Raw genomic sequence first — 15,660 nt, 5'->3', positions numbered from 1 at the left:
CTCAATAGTAGTTGGTCTAACTCAACCACAATTGTTTTAGTGAAAGCCCCAGTTATCCACGGGTAATGGCACCGATTGCGCTGCCACACGACGCAAAGGCTGGACCGACGAAGGCAGAGGTCCGGGCCGTCACCCTCTCGAAGCTCGCGCTCGGGACGGACGACCACTTCGTCGAGGTCGGCTCCTGTACGGGCGCCGTCACGATCGAGGCTGCACGCCGGGCGGAGCGCGTGACCGCCCTCGAGCGGAAGGACGAACGGCTCGAAACGACCGAAAAGAACCTCGCGGCGAATGCCGACTCGGTGCGGGCCGACGTCGAACTGCGCAACGCGGAGGCCCCCGAGAGGCTGCCCGAGGACGCCGACGCGCTCTTTCTTGGCGGGAGCCGCAACTTCGAGGCCATCCTCGACCGCGCCGCCGAGACCGGCGTCGATCGCGTCGTGATGAACGTCTCGCGGCTCGAGATCGCCGGCCGGGCGACCGAGGCGTTTCGCGAGCGGGACCTCCTCGAGGAGGTTGTCCAGTTCCAGGTTAGTCACGGCTACGAACTCGCCGGTGCGACGAGCTTCGACTCGGAGAACCCGGTGTACATGCTAATCGGCAGCGCGACCGACAACGACGCGGACGGAGACGACGGAAAGCGAGTCGCCGCCGACGGTGAGGGATCGCAGCGATGACCCTCTACGGCGTCGGGCTCGGCCCCGGCGAAGCTGACCTCGTGACGGTCCGGGGGAAGCAGGTCCTCGAGCGAGCGGACGTCGTTTACTCGCCGGGTCGCCTCTCCCGGAGCGTCGCGCTCGAGCATGTCCCCGAGGAGCGGATCGGCGACCTCGAGTTTCCGATGACGAGGGACGAGGAGAAGCTTCGGGTGGCCTGGAAAGAGGCCGCGGCGGAGATCGCGCCCACCGCCCGCGGGAGCGATGTCGCCTTCGTGACGCTGGGCGATCCGAACGTCTATTCGACGTTCGGTCACCTGCGACGAACGATCGAGGCCTTCCACCCCGACGTCGACCTCGAGATCGTTCCCGGCGTGAGCGCGGTGACGGCCTTCGCGACCGCGCTGGGCGTCGAGATCGAGGCCGGCGCGGGGCTCTCGCTCCGAGAGGCCGCGAACGGCGCGAGCCCGACGGGGCCCGATCGAATGGTGCTGTTCAAGGTCACCGACGCGCCGGCGACCCACGAGGGGCTCCTCGAGGCGGGCTACGAGGTAACCTACGGTCGCCGCCTGTTCATGGAACAGGGCGAGACGGCGGTGACCGACGACCCCGCCGAGATCGACGAACGAGACTACTACACGCTGGCCTACGCCGAGAAGGCCGACCTCGAGATCGAGCGGGCGACGGCGGCGTTTTCGGAGCACGGCGGAACGGGCGATCCCTCGAGCGATGACGATGCCGAGTCCAACGACGCTGGGTCGAGCGGCGAGTCGATCGCGGACGGCGGCGAACCGACCGTCCCGGGGCAATCGTCGACGGGCGAGATGTCGTCCGAACGCGAGCGAGGCATCGAGTTTCGGTCCCTGCCGGAGGACTCGGATGTCGACGGCGCGCTCGTCGACCTCGAGCGCGCCGAGGGCTGCGAACACGGCGACTGTAGCGAGCACTGGTACTGATGGGTGAGACGACCGAGACGGACGACGCCGCAGACGGCGGTGACCCCCAGAACGCGATCGACGCGCAGGGGGCTCGTCGCCGGGCGGAACTAGACGACCGGGTTTTCGACCACAGCGCGGGCGACGAACAGGCGGGGATCCCCTTCGTCGGCGCTGGCCCCGGCGACCCGCGGCTGCTCACGGTTGCCGGGCGCGAGCTGCTTGAGGAGAGCGACCTCGTCGTTCATGCGGGGTCGCTGGTCAACAGCGAGCTGCTCGAGGCGTACTGCGATCACGCGGAACTCGTCAACTCCGTGGGGAAGGACCTCGAGGAGCTGATTCCGCTGATGCGGGACGCCCACGAGGAGGGACGGAGCGTAGTCCGCCTGCACAGCGGCGACCCCGCGATCTACGGCGCCGCACTCGAACAGATGGACGCCCTGGAGCACGAGGGCGTGCCGACGTACTTCGTGCCCGGTGTTACCTCGGCCTTTGCGGCCAGCGCCACCCTGCGGACGCAGCTGACGCTCAACGAGGTCTCGAACCACGTCGCGTTCACCCGCCCGCAGGGCAAGACCCTGAGCGAGGAGGAGGACCACATCTCCGAGTTCGTCGGGATGGGCGACGTGACGACCTGCATCTACCTGGGGACCCACGCGGTTCGCGAGACGATGGATCGCCTGCTCGAGGACGGTCACGACCCCGAAACCCCTGTCGGCGTGATCTATCACGCCTCGTGGCCGGACGAGGACGTCATCGTCGGTTCGATCGCCGATATCGCGGACAGGGTCGAGGAGGCGGGGTATCGGGCCTCGGCGCTGGTCGTCATCGGCGATGCAATCACCGGTGCGGGCTACGAGCGCTCGTACCTCTACGGCGACTGGGCGAATCGGGGATCGTCGGGAAATTCGGCCGATAACACGAGCGGGCCGGAGGCGAGCGATGACTGAACCGCAGTGCAGTCACTGCGAACACGGCGAAAGCTCCCACCCACGAGATGGTCAAATCGGATCGATTCGACGTGGAATGGACGAGTTTGCGACGAGAGAGGTTCGACGATGAGTTCAGGTACTGAAAACGCGGACGAGACGGACGACTCGAGTACAGATTCCGGCGGCCACTGTTCGACGCCGGATTCGGATGGCGAGGTGGCCGAGGAGATCGCGATCGTCTCCTTCGAGCGCAAGATGGAGACGGCCGAGGAGATCAGAGCCGAGATCGGCGATCGCTACGAGTCGATTGAGATCCTCGAGTACCACGGCGACGTCTTCGCCGAGCACTGGGGCGAGTACGACTGTTTTATCGGGCTGATGGCCTCCGGGATCGCGATGCGCAAGACCGCGAGCCTGCTCGACGACAAGTGGGAGGATCCCGCGATCTGCGTCGTCGACGAGGAGCTGACCTGGGCCATCCCAATCACGGGCGGCCACCACGGCGCGAACCAGGTCGCCCAGGACCTGGCGACGATGGGCACCGTGCCGGCGATGACCACCGCCAGCGAGGCGGCGGGCAAGCAGGGCGTCGAGTCGAAGGCCAAGGCGATGGACGCTCACGTCGTCAACGGCGACTCGACGGTCAAGACGAATCTCGCCGTGCTCAATGACGAACTCGGCCCCGTCGAACGGCTCGAGGGACCGCGGGCCGTCCTCGTCGGCGACGACGTCACCGTCCTCAAGCGCAACACGGACGACGGTGTCGTCCTCGGCACGGGCAGCGTCTCCGGAGCCGACACGGAGGCGTTCCTCGCCGCCTGGGAGGAGGCCCTCGAGCGGACCGACTACGCGCTTTCGGACGTCGAGTTCGTCGCCACCGCGACGCGCAAGGAAGAGGAGGACGGGCTGCTCGAGGCCGCGCGGGAACTCGACCTCGGGGTCGTCGTCTTCGACAAGGAAACCCTCCTCGAACACGAGGGGCCGACGCCCTCGAAATCCAAGGAACTGATCGGTTGGCCCGGCGTCTCCGAGGCCAGCGCGATCGCGGGCGGCGCCGAACGGGAACTGGTGCTCGAAAAGATCGGGTACGAGAACGAGGTCACGGTGGCGATCGGGCGATGAGTTCGGACGCCGACGCTGGCGAACTCGGCGCGGCGGCGGACGCCGCGCCCGACGGCACCCCCGACGACCACGGTACCCTCTCGGTGGTCGGCATCGGCCCCGGGCTCCCAGACCACATGACGGTGAAGGCGAAGCGGGTTATCGAGACCGCCGATGTCGTCATCGCCTCAAGTCTCTACCAGGAGTTCCTGCGAGCCGACGGAACGATCCCCTCGGAGGAGCGAACGGACGAGGACGGTATCGCGACTCGAGACGACGGGTTCGAGCAGGAGATCGTCCGCTCGACGATGGGGCGCCAGATCGAGCTCGCCCGCGCGGCGTTCGACTACGTCCGTGAGGGGAAAGATGTCGCCCATGTCTCGGGCGGCGACCCCTCCGTCTACGGCAAGTCGGACCTGATCTTCAAGATGGCCGACGAGGAGGATGCGACCGACGTTCCGATCGAGATCGTCCCCGGAATGACGGCCGCGCTCGGCGGCGCGGCCAACGTCGGCGCGCCGCTGTGTAACGACTTCTGTACGGTCTCGCTGTCGGACAAGTGGCGCGGCTGGGACGAGATCGAGGAGAAACTGCGCGCGGCCGCAGTGTCGGATTTCGTGATCGTGCTGTATAACTGCTGGCGCAACTACGAGAAGGCGGTCGAGATCGTGCGCGAGGAACGGACCGACGACGCCCGCGTCGCGATCGTCAACGACGCCGGTCGTGCCGACGCGGGTCGCAATGGCGAGAGCGAGTTCATCACCACCCTCGGTGAGGCCGCCGACCACGACAACAAGGTCTCGGGGATGGGCACCTCGCTGATCGTCGGCAATCACGAGACCGAAACCTGGAGCAACAACGACCGAACGTACCTCGTCACGCCCCGCGGCGGGCGCGACGTCGAGGATTTCTAACAATGAGTACGGACACGAACGCGGAGACGGACGACGAATCGGCTTCGAACTGTGGCTCGACGAGCGCGAGCGAAACCGGAACCGAGGCGGGGACCTCCTCGAGCAGCAAGTGCGGCGCCTCGAGCAGTACGGACGGCTCGAGCGGCTCGAAGTGTGGCGCGTCGAGTTCCTCGTCCTCGAGTTCCTGCGGCGCCTCGAGTTCCGACGACGGGAGCGACTCCCGCGAGCAGGAAGTTGGCGCCACCGTCGCGGACTTCGACGCCGAGCCCGGACAGTTAACGGCAGTGGGGCTCGGACCCGGCCACGCCGAGGGGATGACCGAACGCGCCAAGGCGGCGCTGCTCGAGGCCGACCACATCGTCGGCTACACGACCTATATCGAACTCATTCCGGACGAGATCACCGAGCAGGCCGACGAGATCTACGACACGCCAATGTGCGGCGAAGTGTCGCGCACGGAGGAGTCGATCGACCGCACGCTGGCGGGCAACGATGTCGCCATCGTCGGCAGTGGCGACCCGAACGTCTACGCGCTCGCGGGGCTGGCCCTGGAGATCCTCGAGTCCAAGGGCGCGACAGCATCGATGGTGGAGTTCGACGTCGTTCCGGGCGTTCCGGCGGCCCAGTCCTGTGCAGCGCGGCTGGGCGCCCCGCTGGTGAACGACACCGTCTCGGTCTCGCTGTCGGACCACCTCGTCCCGATGCCGGAGATCGAGTCGCGGCTGCACTCCGTGGCGAGCGAAAACTTCACGATCACGATCTACAACCCCTGGAGCCGCAAGCGCCGGGAGAACTTCGAGAAGTGCTGTGAGATCCTGCTGACTCACCGTGACGCGGAGACGCCGGTCGGGATCGTCCACGGTGCCGGCCGCGAGGACGAACAGGTGCTGATCACCGAACTCGGCGAGCTCGAGGAGCTCGGCGAGAGCGAGATTATCGACATGACGACCACGATTCTCGTCGGCACCGAGGACACCTACGTCTGGGACGACCGGATGGTCACGCCGCGGGGCTACGAGACGAAGTACGAATACTAACCATGCCACGCTACGATATCACCATCGAGAAGGACGCCTGTGACGGAATCTTCGCCTGCCTGACGCGCGATCCGCGGTTCGTCGAGGGCGAGGACGGCCTGGCGACGGTCGATCCCGACGCGGACCCGATCTACGGCTGCGAGGGCGAGGTGACCGATACCGAACAGCAGGTCATCGCGACGTTCGACGACGACCGCATCGACGAGGCGAGGCAGGCCGCAGCGGCCTGTCCGACCGACGCCATCGTCGTCGAGGAGGTGCGCGAATGAGCGAGTCGCTCGGGTCCGACGGTGAGAACGCGGTCCACGAGATTGAAGTGCCCGCGGACCCGCTGGCGGGCCACCCCGCGAGCGCGTACTTCTGGGGCCACGTCGCCGGCAGCGGCGACGTTTCAGCTAGCGCCATCGAAGTCGTCACCAACGACGAGACCTCCGCGCAGGTGCTCGCGGCCGTCGCCGGCGGCAACCTCAAGCACGATACGACGAGCCGAGAGTACGCTCACGACGCGTCGATCACCCGGACCGAGGACGAGTACACGCTCTCAATCGGAGATGACGGGGAAGAAGGCGGCGAGGACCACGGGAACGACACCGGAGGCCTGCTCGGTCGCAGCGGCGCGCTCGGGCTTCCTGTTGACGGACGTGGCAACTACCGGTTCGGCGCGTTCAGCGGGTACGACCGCGAGCTACTCAGAGGGGTCCTCGAGGGCTGTGGCACGATCTGTTTCAAATCAAAGAGCGGCACCGTCGGGATCTCGTTCGTCCACGACGACCGCGACCTGCTCGAGCTAATCCGAGAACTGATCGCGGGGTGTCCAGTCGAGGCGTCCGTCGACGACCTCTCGGTGACGTCCTCGGGCGGCTACTGGTTCGGGATCGACGACGGCGACGCGCCCGCGTTCGGAACGTGGCTCTATGAGGACTGCGAGGAGACCGGCCTCTACGCGCCCAGCCGTCGCCGTAAACTCGAACGGAGCCTCGAGCAGGCCGAAGCGTACGACGAGCCGTAACCGAGGCGACCGAATCCGATCATGACCATCACCGACGAAAGACCACCCACGAGGCCGAGATGAGTACGTCAGACGACACCGTGCCCGCGGCGGCGTTCGACGACGAGGCGGTCCTGCTGATCGGCCATGGTTCCCGCCGGGAGAAATCGAACCAGCAGGTGCGAGAGTTGGCCGCCGAGTTGGAGTCGCGGCTGGGGATCCCGGTCGACGTCGCGTTCCTCGAGCTCGCGGCGCCGGCGATCGACGAGGCGCTCGCGGAGCTCGCGACGCTCACATCACGGGTGACGGTCGTTCACTGCTCGCTGTTCGCGGCGAGTCACGTCAAAAACGACGTTCCGCTGGCGATCGAGCGGGCGCGGGCGACACACGACCTCGAGATCGACAACGGGGCACACCTGGGCATCCACCCCGCGATACTCGACCTGCTCGACGACCGGGCTCGGACGGTCGAGGACGAACTGGCCGTCGATCGAACGGCGGACGACGTCGCCGTCGTCCTCTGCGGGCGGGGCTCGAGCGACCCCGACGCGAACGGCGACGTCCACAAGTTGGCTCGACTGCTGTACGAGGGGCGAGCGTTCGACCGCGCCGAAGCGACCTTCGTCGGCGTCACCGATCCCACGCTCGAGGACACGCTCCACGGACTCTCGAAACACCGGCCCGACGCGGTCGTCGTCCTGCCGTACATGCTCGGAGACGGCGTTCTCACCCAGCGGGTCCGCGACTGGACCAGCGAGTTCGACGACGAGTACCCGTACGTCGATGCGCTGGCGGGCGACCCGCTGGGAACCGACTCGCGGCTGCTCGACGTCCTCGCCGACCGCTGGCAGGAGGCCCGCACCGACAGCGTCGAGATGTCCTGTGACACCTGCAAGTACAAGGTCGATCTCGAGGGCTACGAGGAGGACGTCGGCGGCGCGCGGGCCATGCTTCGCGCGCTGGCCCACCAGGAGGCACACACCGATCGGAACGACGTCGACGACGATCCCCACAGCCACGACGCGCCGAAAAGGCACGTCACGGTCTGTACGAACCGGACCTGCGCCGACGCGGGGTCGCCCGCCGTCCTCGAGCGACTCCGGCAGGAAGCCCGCGACTCGGAGCACTGCGACGCCCGCATCACGCGGTCGTCCTGTCTCGGCCGCTGCGGCGACGGGCCGATGGTTGCGGTCTACCCCGACGGTGTCTGGTACGGCGACGTCGCGGCCGCGGACGCCGAACGGATCATTTCCGACCATCTGGAGCGAGACCGTCTCGTTAGCGATCTCGTCGATCAGACCCTGTAGAACGACCCGACGCACAACCCGCTCGAAACGAACGACACCGACACATTACACCCACGAGATTCCACATGAGCTGCTACGAAATCGAAGCGCTCCGACTCGGACTGATGAACGTCCTCGGCGTCGAGGACCAGCACGCCCGCGATCACGCGGAGAAGGAACTCGAAGGCCACCTCGAGGGTCCCGTCGAGGGACTCGCCGAGGCCGAGAGCCTCGCGGCGGTCGAGCGTCACCTCGACGCCGCGCTCGTCGACCTCGAGGAAACCGTCGCGTCGATGGACGCCGACGACCCGGAGTACGACTACACCCGGGGTCGGTTGCTGGCCGTTCGCGACGCCGAACGCGCCGTCCGTCGGCTGCGAACCCAGGGGGACAGCGTCGTCGACGGCCTCGGCGAGGCCCACGATCTGCTCCACGAAACCTTTCCCGCGGAGGAGTAGCGTGGCGGAACGCAGGCGAACGGTCGAACGCCCGCTCGGCGAGATCGATCCCGCAGGAAGCCGGCAGCTGTGGACGCGCTCGAGCGTCGAGCTGACCGACGATCTCGTCGTCACCGGACGGTGGAACGGGACGGTTACCGCGTTCGACCGCGAATCGCTCGCCCCCCGGTGGGAGGTCGACGAACCGGAACGGGCCGTTTCGCTGGCGGTCGCCGACGGCGCGCTCGTCGTCGGGGAACGCGGCGAGAACGGAACCGTCGCGGCCTACTCCCTCGAGTCCGGGACGCGACGGTGGTCCCTGGACACCGCCGCAGACGTCGGCGCGCCCGCGACGGACCGGCTCTTCGCTCTCCCGTACGTCCTCTCGCTTGCGACCGACGACGACGGAAGGGTGTACGCGGCCACCCGACGCTACGAGCGCGACGGCGAGGACCGCCGCTGGCACGGCGCCGTCTACGGCCTCGATCGCGACGGAACGGTCCGGTGGCGGTACGAGACCGACGCCTCGCCAACAGCGCTCTCGCTCGACGACGAGCGGGATCGGCTGGCCGTCGGCTACAACCGGTGTCCGGGAGCGCACGACCGCGGCGTCGTCGTCCTCGACTCGAGGACGGGCGAGCCCGACTGGACGTGGGACTCCGGAACCGACGGCGACCGCCGCGTCGGCGATGTCTCGTTTGCCGGCGGCCGCCTGGCCGTCGCGAGTCACGGCGACAAGCGCGGCTACGTCCTCGAGGCGGACGGAACCGAGCGGTGGGGCGTCGATCTCGCGGTCGAGACCGACATCGACGGCGAGACGCTGTACGCGTACCCGAATCACGCCTGCGCGAACGACGGACACGTGGCGTTCGTTACTGGGAGCACGTACGCCGTCGGGCGCAGGGAGACGGCGTCCCGCCACCCGAACGAGCACCGCATCGTCGCCTTCGGAGTCAATGGCGATCCCCAGTGGGACGCCCCCGTTCGGGGGTTCGTCCGCGAGCTCGCGACGCGGGACGGCGCGGTCGTCGCGCCGTGCGCTCAGAACTTCCGCGTCCGGAATCCAGAGACACACGCGCTCCGTTGGTTCGACCTCGAAACCGGAGAGAGCGGCGAGCGCCCCCTCGAAGGGATCGCGACGGCCGCGGCCGTCGACGACGAGCGGATCGTCGCGATCGAGGAACCCGTCGCGTATCACGACGAGGGCCGAGTCCGCGGCGAGTACGCCCTCATCGTCGAGCCGCGGTTCACGTAAGCGATCGCTCGGATCGGGCGACGAGCATGAGCGCGCCAGCAGCACCGATCTGGAAACGGCGAACGAAGGTGCGGTGAACGCTCGAGGAAAGCAGTGACTCGAACGGCGCGGGCGAGCGATCCGAAGCCGATCCCGTTCCCGCGACTCGATCTCCGTCTGCCAGAAACCGGCTCGCAATCGATCACGGATCCTGGAATCGACCATGAATCGGAGTCGACTTAGCGGTATGCTTTTAAGAGCCGATGGCGACGGTGGCCGTGTGGGACGATATCAGCCGGGACGACACGATTCGTTCATCAAGTGCGAGGCGCCTCGGTGCGGGGCCAGCAACGCTCCTGAAGGGTCCCCTGAGTACGACGCCGAGTGCTGGCGGTGCGGAGAACCGCTCGGCGGAAAGCCCGAGACGGGCGACGAAGTGACCGTCGATATCGTCGACGAGAAGGCCGACGGGACGCTCGTGTGTAAGACCGAGAGCGGGTTTGTGCTCTTTCTCGAGGCCGACGTCGCTGCGATCGAGGCGACGGTCCGAGTAACCGCCGTCGACGAAACGTACGGCGAGGCGGAACTCGTCGAGGCGAACCCGTAACCGAACTTGTCGGATACGAGTGCGAAACCGAGACAGGTCGGTATTCTGAACGCGATGGAGAGAAATGATGGCGATCAAGAGCAGCGATACGCCGAAGGAAGGTAGAGATCGGTCCGGTGAGGTGGCGAGTTCGGAGTCGCACACACACACCACGTTTCCGGTGAAACGGTCCGTTGGAGGTGGGGTACCAGAACAGAACCAGGAGAATATTGCCTAAATCCTCTGTCGGTCGTTCATAGATTCTTAGGTTTACATCTAGATGCTTCGCTACAGTATCCTATGTTTTATTAGATAGTAGCGAGTAAAGTTCATTGACTGGATCACCTTCTAAGGAGGACGGCTTTGGTCACAACTGGATCCGCCTTCTCGAGTCGAAATCGTCGTCTTTTCCGTCGAATCACCAGATCGAATCCTTCTGCGTTTCGCGTTCTGTGTTCGAATAGTCGGATTCACGCTCCTATCAACCCCCGTTTCCAGTCCAACCCACCCGCCTTCGGAGCCGATTTCACCGGAAACGTGGTGTGTGTGTGCGGCCGGGAGGTTCCCCGGCGCCGAAACCCTCAAGTCGATTCACCGGAAATACGGTGTCTGAATCAATGCCGGAGTCCGACGACCTATTCGTTCGGGAGGATCCGATCTTTACGAACAAGGAACTCCTCGAAATCAGCCACCTCCCGGACGAGGGTCGGATCGTCGGGCGGGACGAGGAGATCAGCCACCTCGCCAACGCCGTCAACCCCGCGATCTTCGGACAGAGTCCGAGCAACGTACTGATCTACGGGAAAACTGGGACCGGAAAGTCCCTCTGTGCGAAGTACATCTCCAGGCGGCTCGTCGAGACCGCCGAGGAAGAAGACATCAACGCCGTCTTCGCGTACGTCGACTGCGCGCAGGATACCACCGAAACGCAGGCCGTCCAGACGATCGCGAGCTCGGTCAACACCGACGCGACGGATATCTACATTCCGGACAAGGGGATCAGCACCGCGACCTACTACAAGCGCCTCTGGCGGCTGCTCAACGACGAGTACGACGTCGCGCTCATCATTCTCGACGAGATCGACAAACTCGAGGACGACGCGATCCTGATGCAGCTTTCCCGTGCCGGCGAGGCGGGAAAGGTAACCGACTGCAAGATCGGCGTCATGGGTATCAGCAACAAGATCAAGTACAAGGATCGAATGGACGAACGGGTCAAATCGAGCCTCTGTGAGCGCGAGTTCGTCTTTCCGCCGTACAACGCGAGTCAGCTCAACAAGATCATGACCGCCCGAAGCGACGCGTTCCGCAGGGGCGTTCTCGAGGACGCGGTGATCCCGCGGGCCGCGGCGCTTGCAGCCCGCGAACACGGCGACGCGCGAAAGGCGATCGACATCCTCCGGTACGCCGGCGAGATCGCACAGACCCGGGGAACGGAGTCGGTCCGCGAGGAGTTCATCGTTCAGGCGCGCGAGCGCGCGGAGATCGACCGATTCCGCGAGCTCATTCGGGGGTCGACGCCCCACTCGCGGTACGTCCTCCAGGCGTTGACCGTGCTCTCGCTCGACCAGCAACGCGAGGAGGGAGACGTCGAGAACAGCGGGTTCAGAACGACGCGCATCTACGACGTCTACGAACAGATCTGCCGGCAGGAGGGCACCGACGCCCTCTCGCTTCGCCGCGTCCGCGACCTGCTCAAGGAACACGCCTTCCTCGACATCCTCGAGCAGGCGCGCCACAGCGGCGGGAGCGCGGAGGGAAGCTACACCGAACACACCCTCCTCGAGGATCCGGGAGTGGTCAAAAACGTCCTCGAGGACACCGTCGAGTGAGTTTCGACCTGTCGGTTCGTCCGTTCGCGATGGAACCGACCGTTTACGGGATGAAAACCCCCGACTTCACCGGAAACGAGGTGTGTACTATTCACCGGAAATTCGGTGCCTCTTTCCCGCTCGCACGACGCCGACCCGGCTATCGGACCTCCCGTGAACGTCGATCTGCGGGATCTCGAAGGACAGTCCTTCCAGACGTTATTTCTCTCCCCGCTCCTCGAATTCCACCGGAAGGACGGTGTCCCGGTCGGCTCGATACGCTCCGAGCGTGCACACCGAGATTCCGGTGAAATCGATCGGACCCTGCTCGTCAGTCACTCTTCTGTAGGGATCGACGGATACACGCTCACGGGCCTCGTTTCACCGGAAACGAGGTGTGTCCGACTGAGACCGTCGAAATGGCCTCCCTCTTGCGACGGAGTTTCGGCGCGCGGCTCGAGACCACTACGGTACGCGCGGACGGCTCGATCCGCTGTCGAGGCGACGGTTTCGCTCGCGTGATCCAAACGCGAGGAGGAAGTCGAGAGAAAGGGTTTCCTGGAACGACAGCAACGGCACCGTGAACCGCCTCGGGGTCAAGTGGTTCGAGACGCCTTCGGCGTCTCGTCATCAAGCGAGACCTCCGGTCTCGCGGACATCGCGGAGCGAAGCTCCGCTCAGTCACGAAAATCGAAGATTTTCGAGCGACCCCGAGGCGCTCGGCCTGCCTTTTCTGCAGAGCTGTCCCGCGAACATCGGACTTGAGAAGTGCACACTTCTGTCTCCGGCGAGTCGAAGTACCTAGCCACGTCCCGATTATTTGACGGTCAAAAGCATGAGGCTACGCTATGATCCCAGATGAGTCCCCTAGAAACGGTAATCCCTCTCTATCTGAGGAGTTACAGGGGAGAGTACGGTACTGGGCTCCAGCAATCGCCGTGAGTCTGACGACGTTCATTGTGGTCGTCAACGCCTCCCTGATGAACGTGGCGATCCCCACGATGGTAGACGAGTTCGATACCTCTGTCACCGTGATTCAGGGGGCGGTTTCGCTCTACTCGCTGGTGATCGCTGCGCTGATTCTTCCAGCCGGTACGCTGCCGTCTCGGCGTAGTCCTCGGCGTGTAATGGCAGTCGCACTGACCGTCTACGCCGGCGGGACGCTGGTGGCAGCGATTAGCTGGAACACGACGATCCTCTATCTCGGCTGGTCACTTGTTCAGGGTTCCGCGGCTGCTGTGATCTTTCCACTGACGTTTACCGTATTGACGGTCAGTTACGAAAACGATGACCGGGCGAAGGCGTTCGGACTGCTGGCCGGCGTGAGCGGGGTCGGATCGACGCTCGGGCCGATTATTGGTGGCGCACTCACCACGTACGCGAGTTGGCGGTGGGGATTTACGCTCCAAATCGTTGGTGTGGGGGTTATTCTCTACTTCGTTCGGTACGTGCGCCCGAATCCGCTGTCAAAAACGAGCAGCTCGCTGGATAAGGGTGGGGCAGCGCTGACCACCGTCGGCGCGACGTCGCTCGTCACTGGATTCCTTCTGAGCGGGAAGTACGGATGGGTAGTCGAACGGCGGCCGTTTTTCGTCGGCGACATACAGTTCAATCCCGTCGGGACGTCACCAGCGATCTGGCTGCTCGGCATCGGACTGTTCACGTTCGCCGCGTTCGTTCGGTACGAGCGCCGACTGGAGCGTGCCGGGAAATCACCGCTCATTCCGCTGCACGTGCTGACGAACCGCCCGTTTGTAGCCGGTGTCGTCACGTATAATATTCGTTCGATTGTCTCGGCCGGTTTCCTGTTTATCGTTCCGGTCTATCTTCAGGCGGTACTCGGATACACCGCCTTCGAAACCGGGGTCGGGTTATTACCATACTCTCTTACGTCCGTCCTTTTTGCGGCGTTTACCACCGACTGGCGGAAGTACATCTCTCCACGGACGCTAATTCAGGTCGGTATCGTGTGTATCGGTCTCGGACTGGTGCTGTTGTACGAGCAGACGGGACCCGATCAGACGATCGGCAGGATGGTCATCCCGGTGGCGCTGTACGGAACGGGTGTCGGACTCATACTGGCACAAATCTCCAACATGACGATGTCGGCCGTCCCGACCGCGAACTCCGCTGAGGCATCCGGCGTCCTGAACGTGAGCAGTTCGATCGGATTTGCCATGGGCACTGCAGTCGTCGGCTCGTACTTTCTCGGCCACTTCTACGGTGGCGTCGTCGACAGAGTGCTCCGAGCGGAACACGTGACCGTCTCGACGGAGCGACGAAACGATCTGGTGGTCGCTCTCGAAGATGCAACAGAGACGGCGACCGAGGCCACGCAACAACAGTTCCTGAACCGACTCACTCCGACGCAACGACAGTTGCTCGAGGGGATCTTTGAGGCTGCGATGTTCGACGCTCAACGGGCGGCGTTGCTCCTCCTCGTACTGCTCGTGGTGCTCCTGCTCATCGCATCGACGTTCTTACCACGGCAGATACCGGAAGCCGACGACGGAACTGACCGCTCCAAATCGCCCCGGGGTTCGACACGTGACACTTCCGAAACGGCCGTGGAGGACTAACCGAAAACACCGGATCGGGCACTTCGGATGAGCGCGGTCCTCCGTCCGATCGGCTCAGCGAGGTTCGTGCGACTCCAACTGAACACAGATCCGCCTACGAGGACGATGGCTCCGCTCTCCAGCGGTCCATGACGTCGTCGATCGGTTCCTCGAGTTTCTCCAACATCTGTGCCGCCCCGAAATCGACCGTCGATGACGACGTGAGGTCGAAGACGACCAGTTCGACGTCGGAGTCGCGGTTTTCGAGTCGTTCGAGGAGATCAGTCCGGACTGTCTCCGCGTTCGCGTAGAACAGCTCGGCTTCGACGCGGTAGACGAACGCGTCCGAGAGAGTCGTTGCCGCGGGATACAACTCGGGAGCGACGAAGTGGTCCGTTCCGTCGAGCCGACCGAATTCGTGTGTCAACGGATGACTGACAGCACCGGAAGCGTAGACGAAAACTGTCGGCTAATTCGTTTTTTCAGGAGCTCTTTTCCAGCTAAAACTCACCTTTTGGTTATGGTAACTCTCGTTGTTCGTAATTTCACCCGAGCACCCTAACGACCCAAATCGTACCTCCTGTGTGCGCTAGGAAACGATACGCGGATTCCGATCGTCAATCCTGTAGGATGCGATTGTACAACGAAGCGAGGATATATCCACTGGTGAACCCGTCCATAAACGCCCAGCCGGCACCGATGATGAGTCCGGCCCTGGTCTCATTGAAGCCGCGGTACATGTCCGCGAGTAGCTGTTCCCACCGTTTGCCCCACCCCACTCGAGCAGTGAGACCGATAGCCGCCACCGCACCAGCCCAGAATATTCCACACGCCAATCCGAACGCATTTGGTTCCAGTCGAGATGGTTCCGAAATCGCGGCCTGGCGCGGTTCTTGTGTCGTCTCGGAGTCTGATTGCTTCACTTTGGTTCCGATCCAGTTGCTCATATTCGGTAGTTCCCATCGAGTCAGCAGTTAGTTACGACTGATGAGATTAGATTCTCAGAAAGCGTCTAGATGGGTGTTGTGAGATTCCTCTACCATCCAGACACCGTTCTTACGGCCTCTGACCTTGAAACCTTAGCGCTTGATCTCCTCTCTGAGATCCCGATCCCCGGAGTCGAAGGCTGCGGCTTCGACTCCGGGATCATCCGACAGACGCTCCTCCAGGCTGCTGTCGATCAGA

Annotated in this window: 16 protein-coding genes; 14 read left to right on the top strand and 2 right to left on the bottom strand. The window is 64.4% G+C overall.

Going from position 1 to position 15,660, the window contains the following annotated elements; translation table 11 throughout:
• Window positions 1–65 precede the first annotated feature (65 nt).
• The 14 genes from cbiT (at window position 66) to GWG54_RS05265 (ending at window position 14,496) form a co-directional block, all read left to right on the top strand.
• The gene (cbiT, locus tag GWG54_RS05330; protein WP_167936790.1) at window positions 66–677 is read left to right on the top strand and encodes a precorrin-6Y C5,15-methyltransferase (decarboxylating) subunit CbiT; all 612 of its coding nucleotides are present in this window, start codon (window positions 66–68) and stop codon (window positions 675–677) included.
• Window positions 674–1,612 carry a cobalt-factor II C(20)-methyltransferase gene (locus GWG54_RS05325; protein WP_167936789.1) on the top strand — a complete coding sequence of 313 codons (939 nt, stop codon included), beginning with the start codon at window positions 674–676 and terminating at the stop codon, window positions 1,610–1,612. Before cbiT ends, GWG54_RS05325 begins: the two co-directional genes overlap by 4 nt.
• Window positions 1,612–2,541 carry a cobalt-precorrin-4/precorrin-4 C(11)-methyltransferase gene (locus tag GWG54_RS05320; protein ID WP_167936788.1) on the top strand — a complete coding sequence of 310 codons (930 nt, stop codon included), beginning with the start codon at window positions 1,612–1,614 and terminating at the stop codon, window positions 2,539–2,541. The genes GWG54_RS05325 and GWG54_RS05320 overlap by 1 nt, the downstream gene beginning before the upstream one ends.
• A gap of 108 nt (window positions 2,542–2,649) precedes the next feature.
• Entirely contained in the window at window positions 2,650–3,645 is a 996-nt protein-coding gene (cbiG, locus tag GWG54_RS05315) for a cobalt-precorrin 5A hydrolase (protein ID WP_167936787.1), read from the top strand.
• Window positions 3,642–4,538 carry a precorrin-3B C(17)-methyltransferase gene (locus tag GWG54_RS05310; protein ID WP_167936786.1) on the top strand — a complete coding sequence of 299 codons (897 nt, stop codon included), beginning with the start codon at window positions 3,642–3,644 and terminating at the stop codon, window positions 4,536–4,538. The genes cbiG and GWG54_RS05310 overlap by 4 nt, the downstream gene beginning before the upstream one ends.
• 2 nt (window positions 4,539–4,540) lie before the next feature.
• The gene (gene cobJ, locus GWG54_RS05305) at window positions 4,541–5,575 is read left to right on the top strand and encodes a precorrin-3B C(17)-methyltransferase (RefSeq protein WP_167936785.1); all 1,035 of its coding nucleotides are present in this window, start codon (window positions 4,541–4,543) and stop codon (window positions 5,573–5,575) included.
• A gap of 2 nt (window positions 5,576–5,577) precedes the next feature.
• Complete coding sequence (locus GWG54_RS05300) at window positions 5,578–5,844, top strand: ferredoxin (protein WP_167936784.1); 267 nt, start codon at window positions 5,578–5,580, stop codon at window positions 5,842–5,844.
• Entirely contained in the window at window positions 5,841–6,584 is a 744-nt protein-coding gene (locus tag GWG54_RS05295) for a cobalamin biosynthesis protein (RefSeq protein ID WP_167936783.1), read from the top strand. The genes GWG54_RS05300 and GWG54_RS05295 overlap by 4 nt, the downstream gene beginning before the upstream one ends.
• 59 nt (window positions 6,585–6,643) lie before the next feature.
• On the top strand, window positions 6,644–7,870 hold the full coding sequence (locus GWG54_RS05290; RefSeq protein ID WP_167936782.1) for a CbiX/SirB N-terminal domain-containing protein: 1,227 nt from the start codon (window positions 6,644–6,646) through the stop codon (window positions 7,868–7,870).
• A gap of 65 nt (window positions 7,871–7,935) precedes the next feature.
• Window positions 7,936–8,307, top strand: coding sequence for a DUF3209 family protein (locus GWG54_RS05285; protein ID WP_167936781.1), 372 nt, complete (start codon window positions 7,936–7,938; stop codon window positions 8,305–8,307).
• A 1-nt stretch (window position 8,308) separates the two neighbouring features.
• The gene (locus GWG54_RS05280) at window positions 8,309–9,541 is read left to right on the top strand and encodes a PQQ-binding-like beta-propeller repeat protein (RefSeq protein WP_167936780.1); all 1,233 of its coding nucleotides are present in this window, start codon (window positions 8,309–8,311) and stop codon (window positions 9,539–9,541) included.
• A 259-nt stretch (window positions 9,542–9,800) separates the two neighbouring features.
• On the top strand, window positions 9,801–10,127 hold the full coding sequence (locus GWG54_RS05275; protein WP_167936779.1) for a TRAM domain-containing protein: 327 nt from the start codon (window positions 9,801–9,803) through the stop codon (window positions 10,125–10,127).
• 596 nt (window positions 10,128–10,723) lie between these two features.
• Window positions 10,724–11,938 carry a Cdc6/Cdc18 family protein gene (locus GWG54_RS05270; protein ID WP_167936778.1) on the top strand — a complete coding sequence of 405 codons (1,215 nt, stop codon included), beginning with the start codon at window positions 10,724–10,726 and terminating at the stop codon, window positions 11,936–11,938.
• Window positions 11,939–12,855: 917 nt separating this feature from the next.
• Window positions 12,856–14,496: an MFS transporter gene (locus tag GWG54_RS05265; protein WP_167936777.1), complete on the top strand. Its 1,641-nt coding sequence runs from the start codon at window positions 12,856–12,858 to the stop codon at window positions 14,494–14,496.
• Window positions 14,497–14,590: 94 nt separating this feature from the next.
• Here the strand turns inward: GWG54_RS05265 and GWG54_RS05260 are convergent, their stop codons facing one another.
• Window positions 14,591–14,902 carry an STAS domain-containing protein gene (locus GWG54_RS05260; RefSeq protein WP_245242748.1) on the bottom strand — a complete coding sequence of 104 codons (312 nt, stop codon included), beginning with the start codon at window positions 14,900–14,902 and terminating at the stop codon, window positions 14,591–14,593.
• Between the two features lie 190 nt (window positions 14,903–15,092).
• Window positions 15,093–15,422: a bacteriophage holin gene (locus GWG54_RS05255; RefSeq protein ID WP_167936776.1), complete on the bottom strand. Its 330-nt coding sequence runs from the start codon at window positions 15,420–15,422 to the stop codon at window positions 15,093–15,095.
• Window positions 15,423–15,660: the final 238 nt, after the last annotated feature.

This window comes from Natronococcus sp. JC468 (genome assembly GCF_012163165.1).
GTDB classification, from domain to species: domain Archaea; phylum Halobacteriota; class Halobacteria; order Halobacteriales; family Natrialbaceae; genus Natronococcus; species Natronococcus jeotgali.
This window is presented reverse-complemented; position numbering and strand designations above follow the sequence as displayed.

Coding starts and splice junctions, on each gene's coding strand:
- GWG54_RS05255 (WP_167936776.1), bottom strand. CDS start 15,422: ATGAGCAACTGGATCGGAACCAAAGTGAAGCAATCAGACTCCGAGACG.
- cbiT (WP_167936790.1), top strand. CDS start 66: ATGGCACCGATTGCGCTGCCACACGACGCAAAGGCTGGACCGACGAAG.
- GWG54_RS05295 (WP_167936783.1), top strand. CDS start 5,841: ATGAGCGAGTCGCTCGGGTCCGACGGTGAGAACGCGGTCCACGAGATT.
- GWG54_RS05300 (WP_167936784.1), top strand. CDS start 5,578: ATGCCACGCTACGATATCACCATCGAGAAGGACGCCTGTGACGGAATC.
- GWG54_RS05270 (WP_167936778.1), top strand. CDS start 10,724: ATGCCGGAGTCCGACGACCTATTCGTTCGGGAGGATCCGATCTTTACG.
- cbiG (WP_167936787.1), top strand. CDS start 2,650: ATGAGTTCAGGTACTGAAAACGCGGACGAGACGGACGACTCGAGTACA.
- GWG54_RS05320 (WP_167936788.1), top strand. CDS start 1,612: ATGGGTGAGACGACCGAGACGGACGACGCCGCAGACGGCGGTGACCCC.
- GWG54_RS05310 (WP_167936786.1), top strand. CDS start 3,642: ATGAGTTCGGACGCCGACGCTGGCGAACTCGGCGCGGCGGCGGACGCC.
- GWG54_RS05290 (WP_167936782.1), top strand. CDS start 6,644: ATGAGTACGTCAGACGACACCGTGCCCGCGGCGGCGTTCGACGACGAG.
- cobJ (WP_167936785.1), top strand. CDS start 4,541: ATGAGTACGGACACGAACGCGGAGACGGACGACGAATCGGCTTCGAAC.
- GWG54_RS05285 (WP_167936781.1), top strand. CDS start 7,936: ATGAGCTGCTACGAAATCGAAGCGCTCCGACTCGGACTGATGAACGTC.
- GWG54_RS05325 (WP_167936789.1), top strand. CDS start 674: ATGACCCTCTACGGCGTCGGGCTCGGCCCCGGCGAAGCTGACCTCGTG.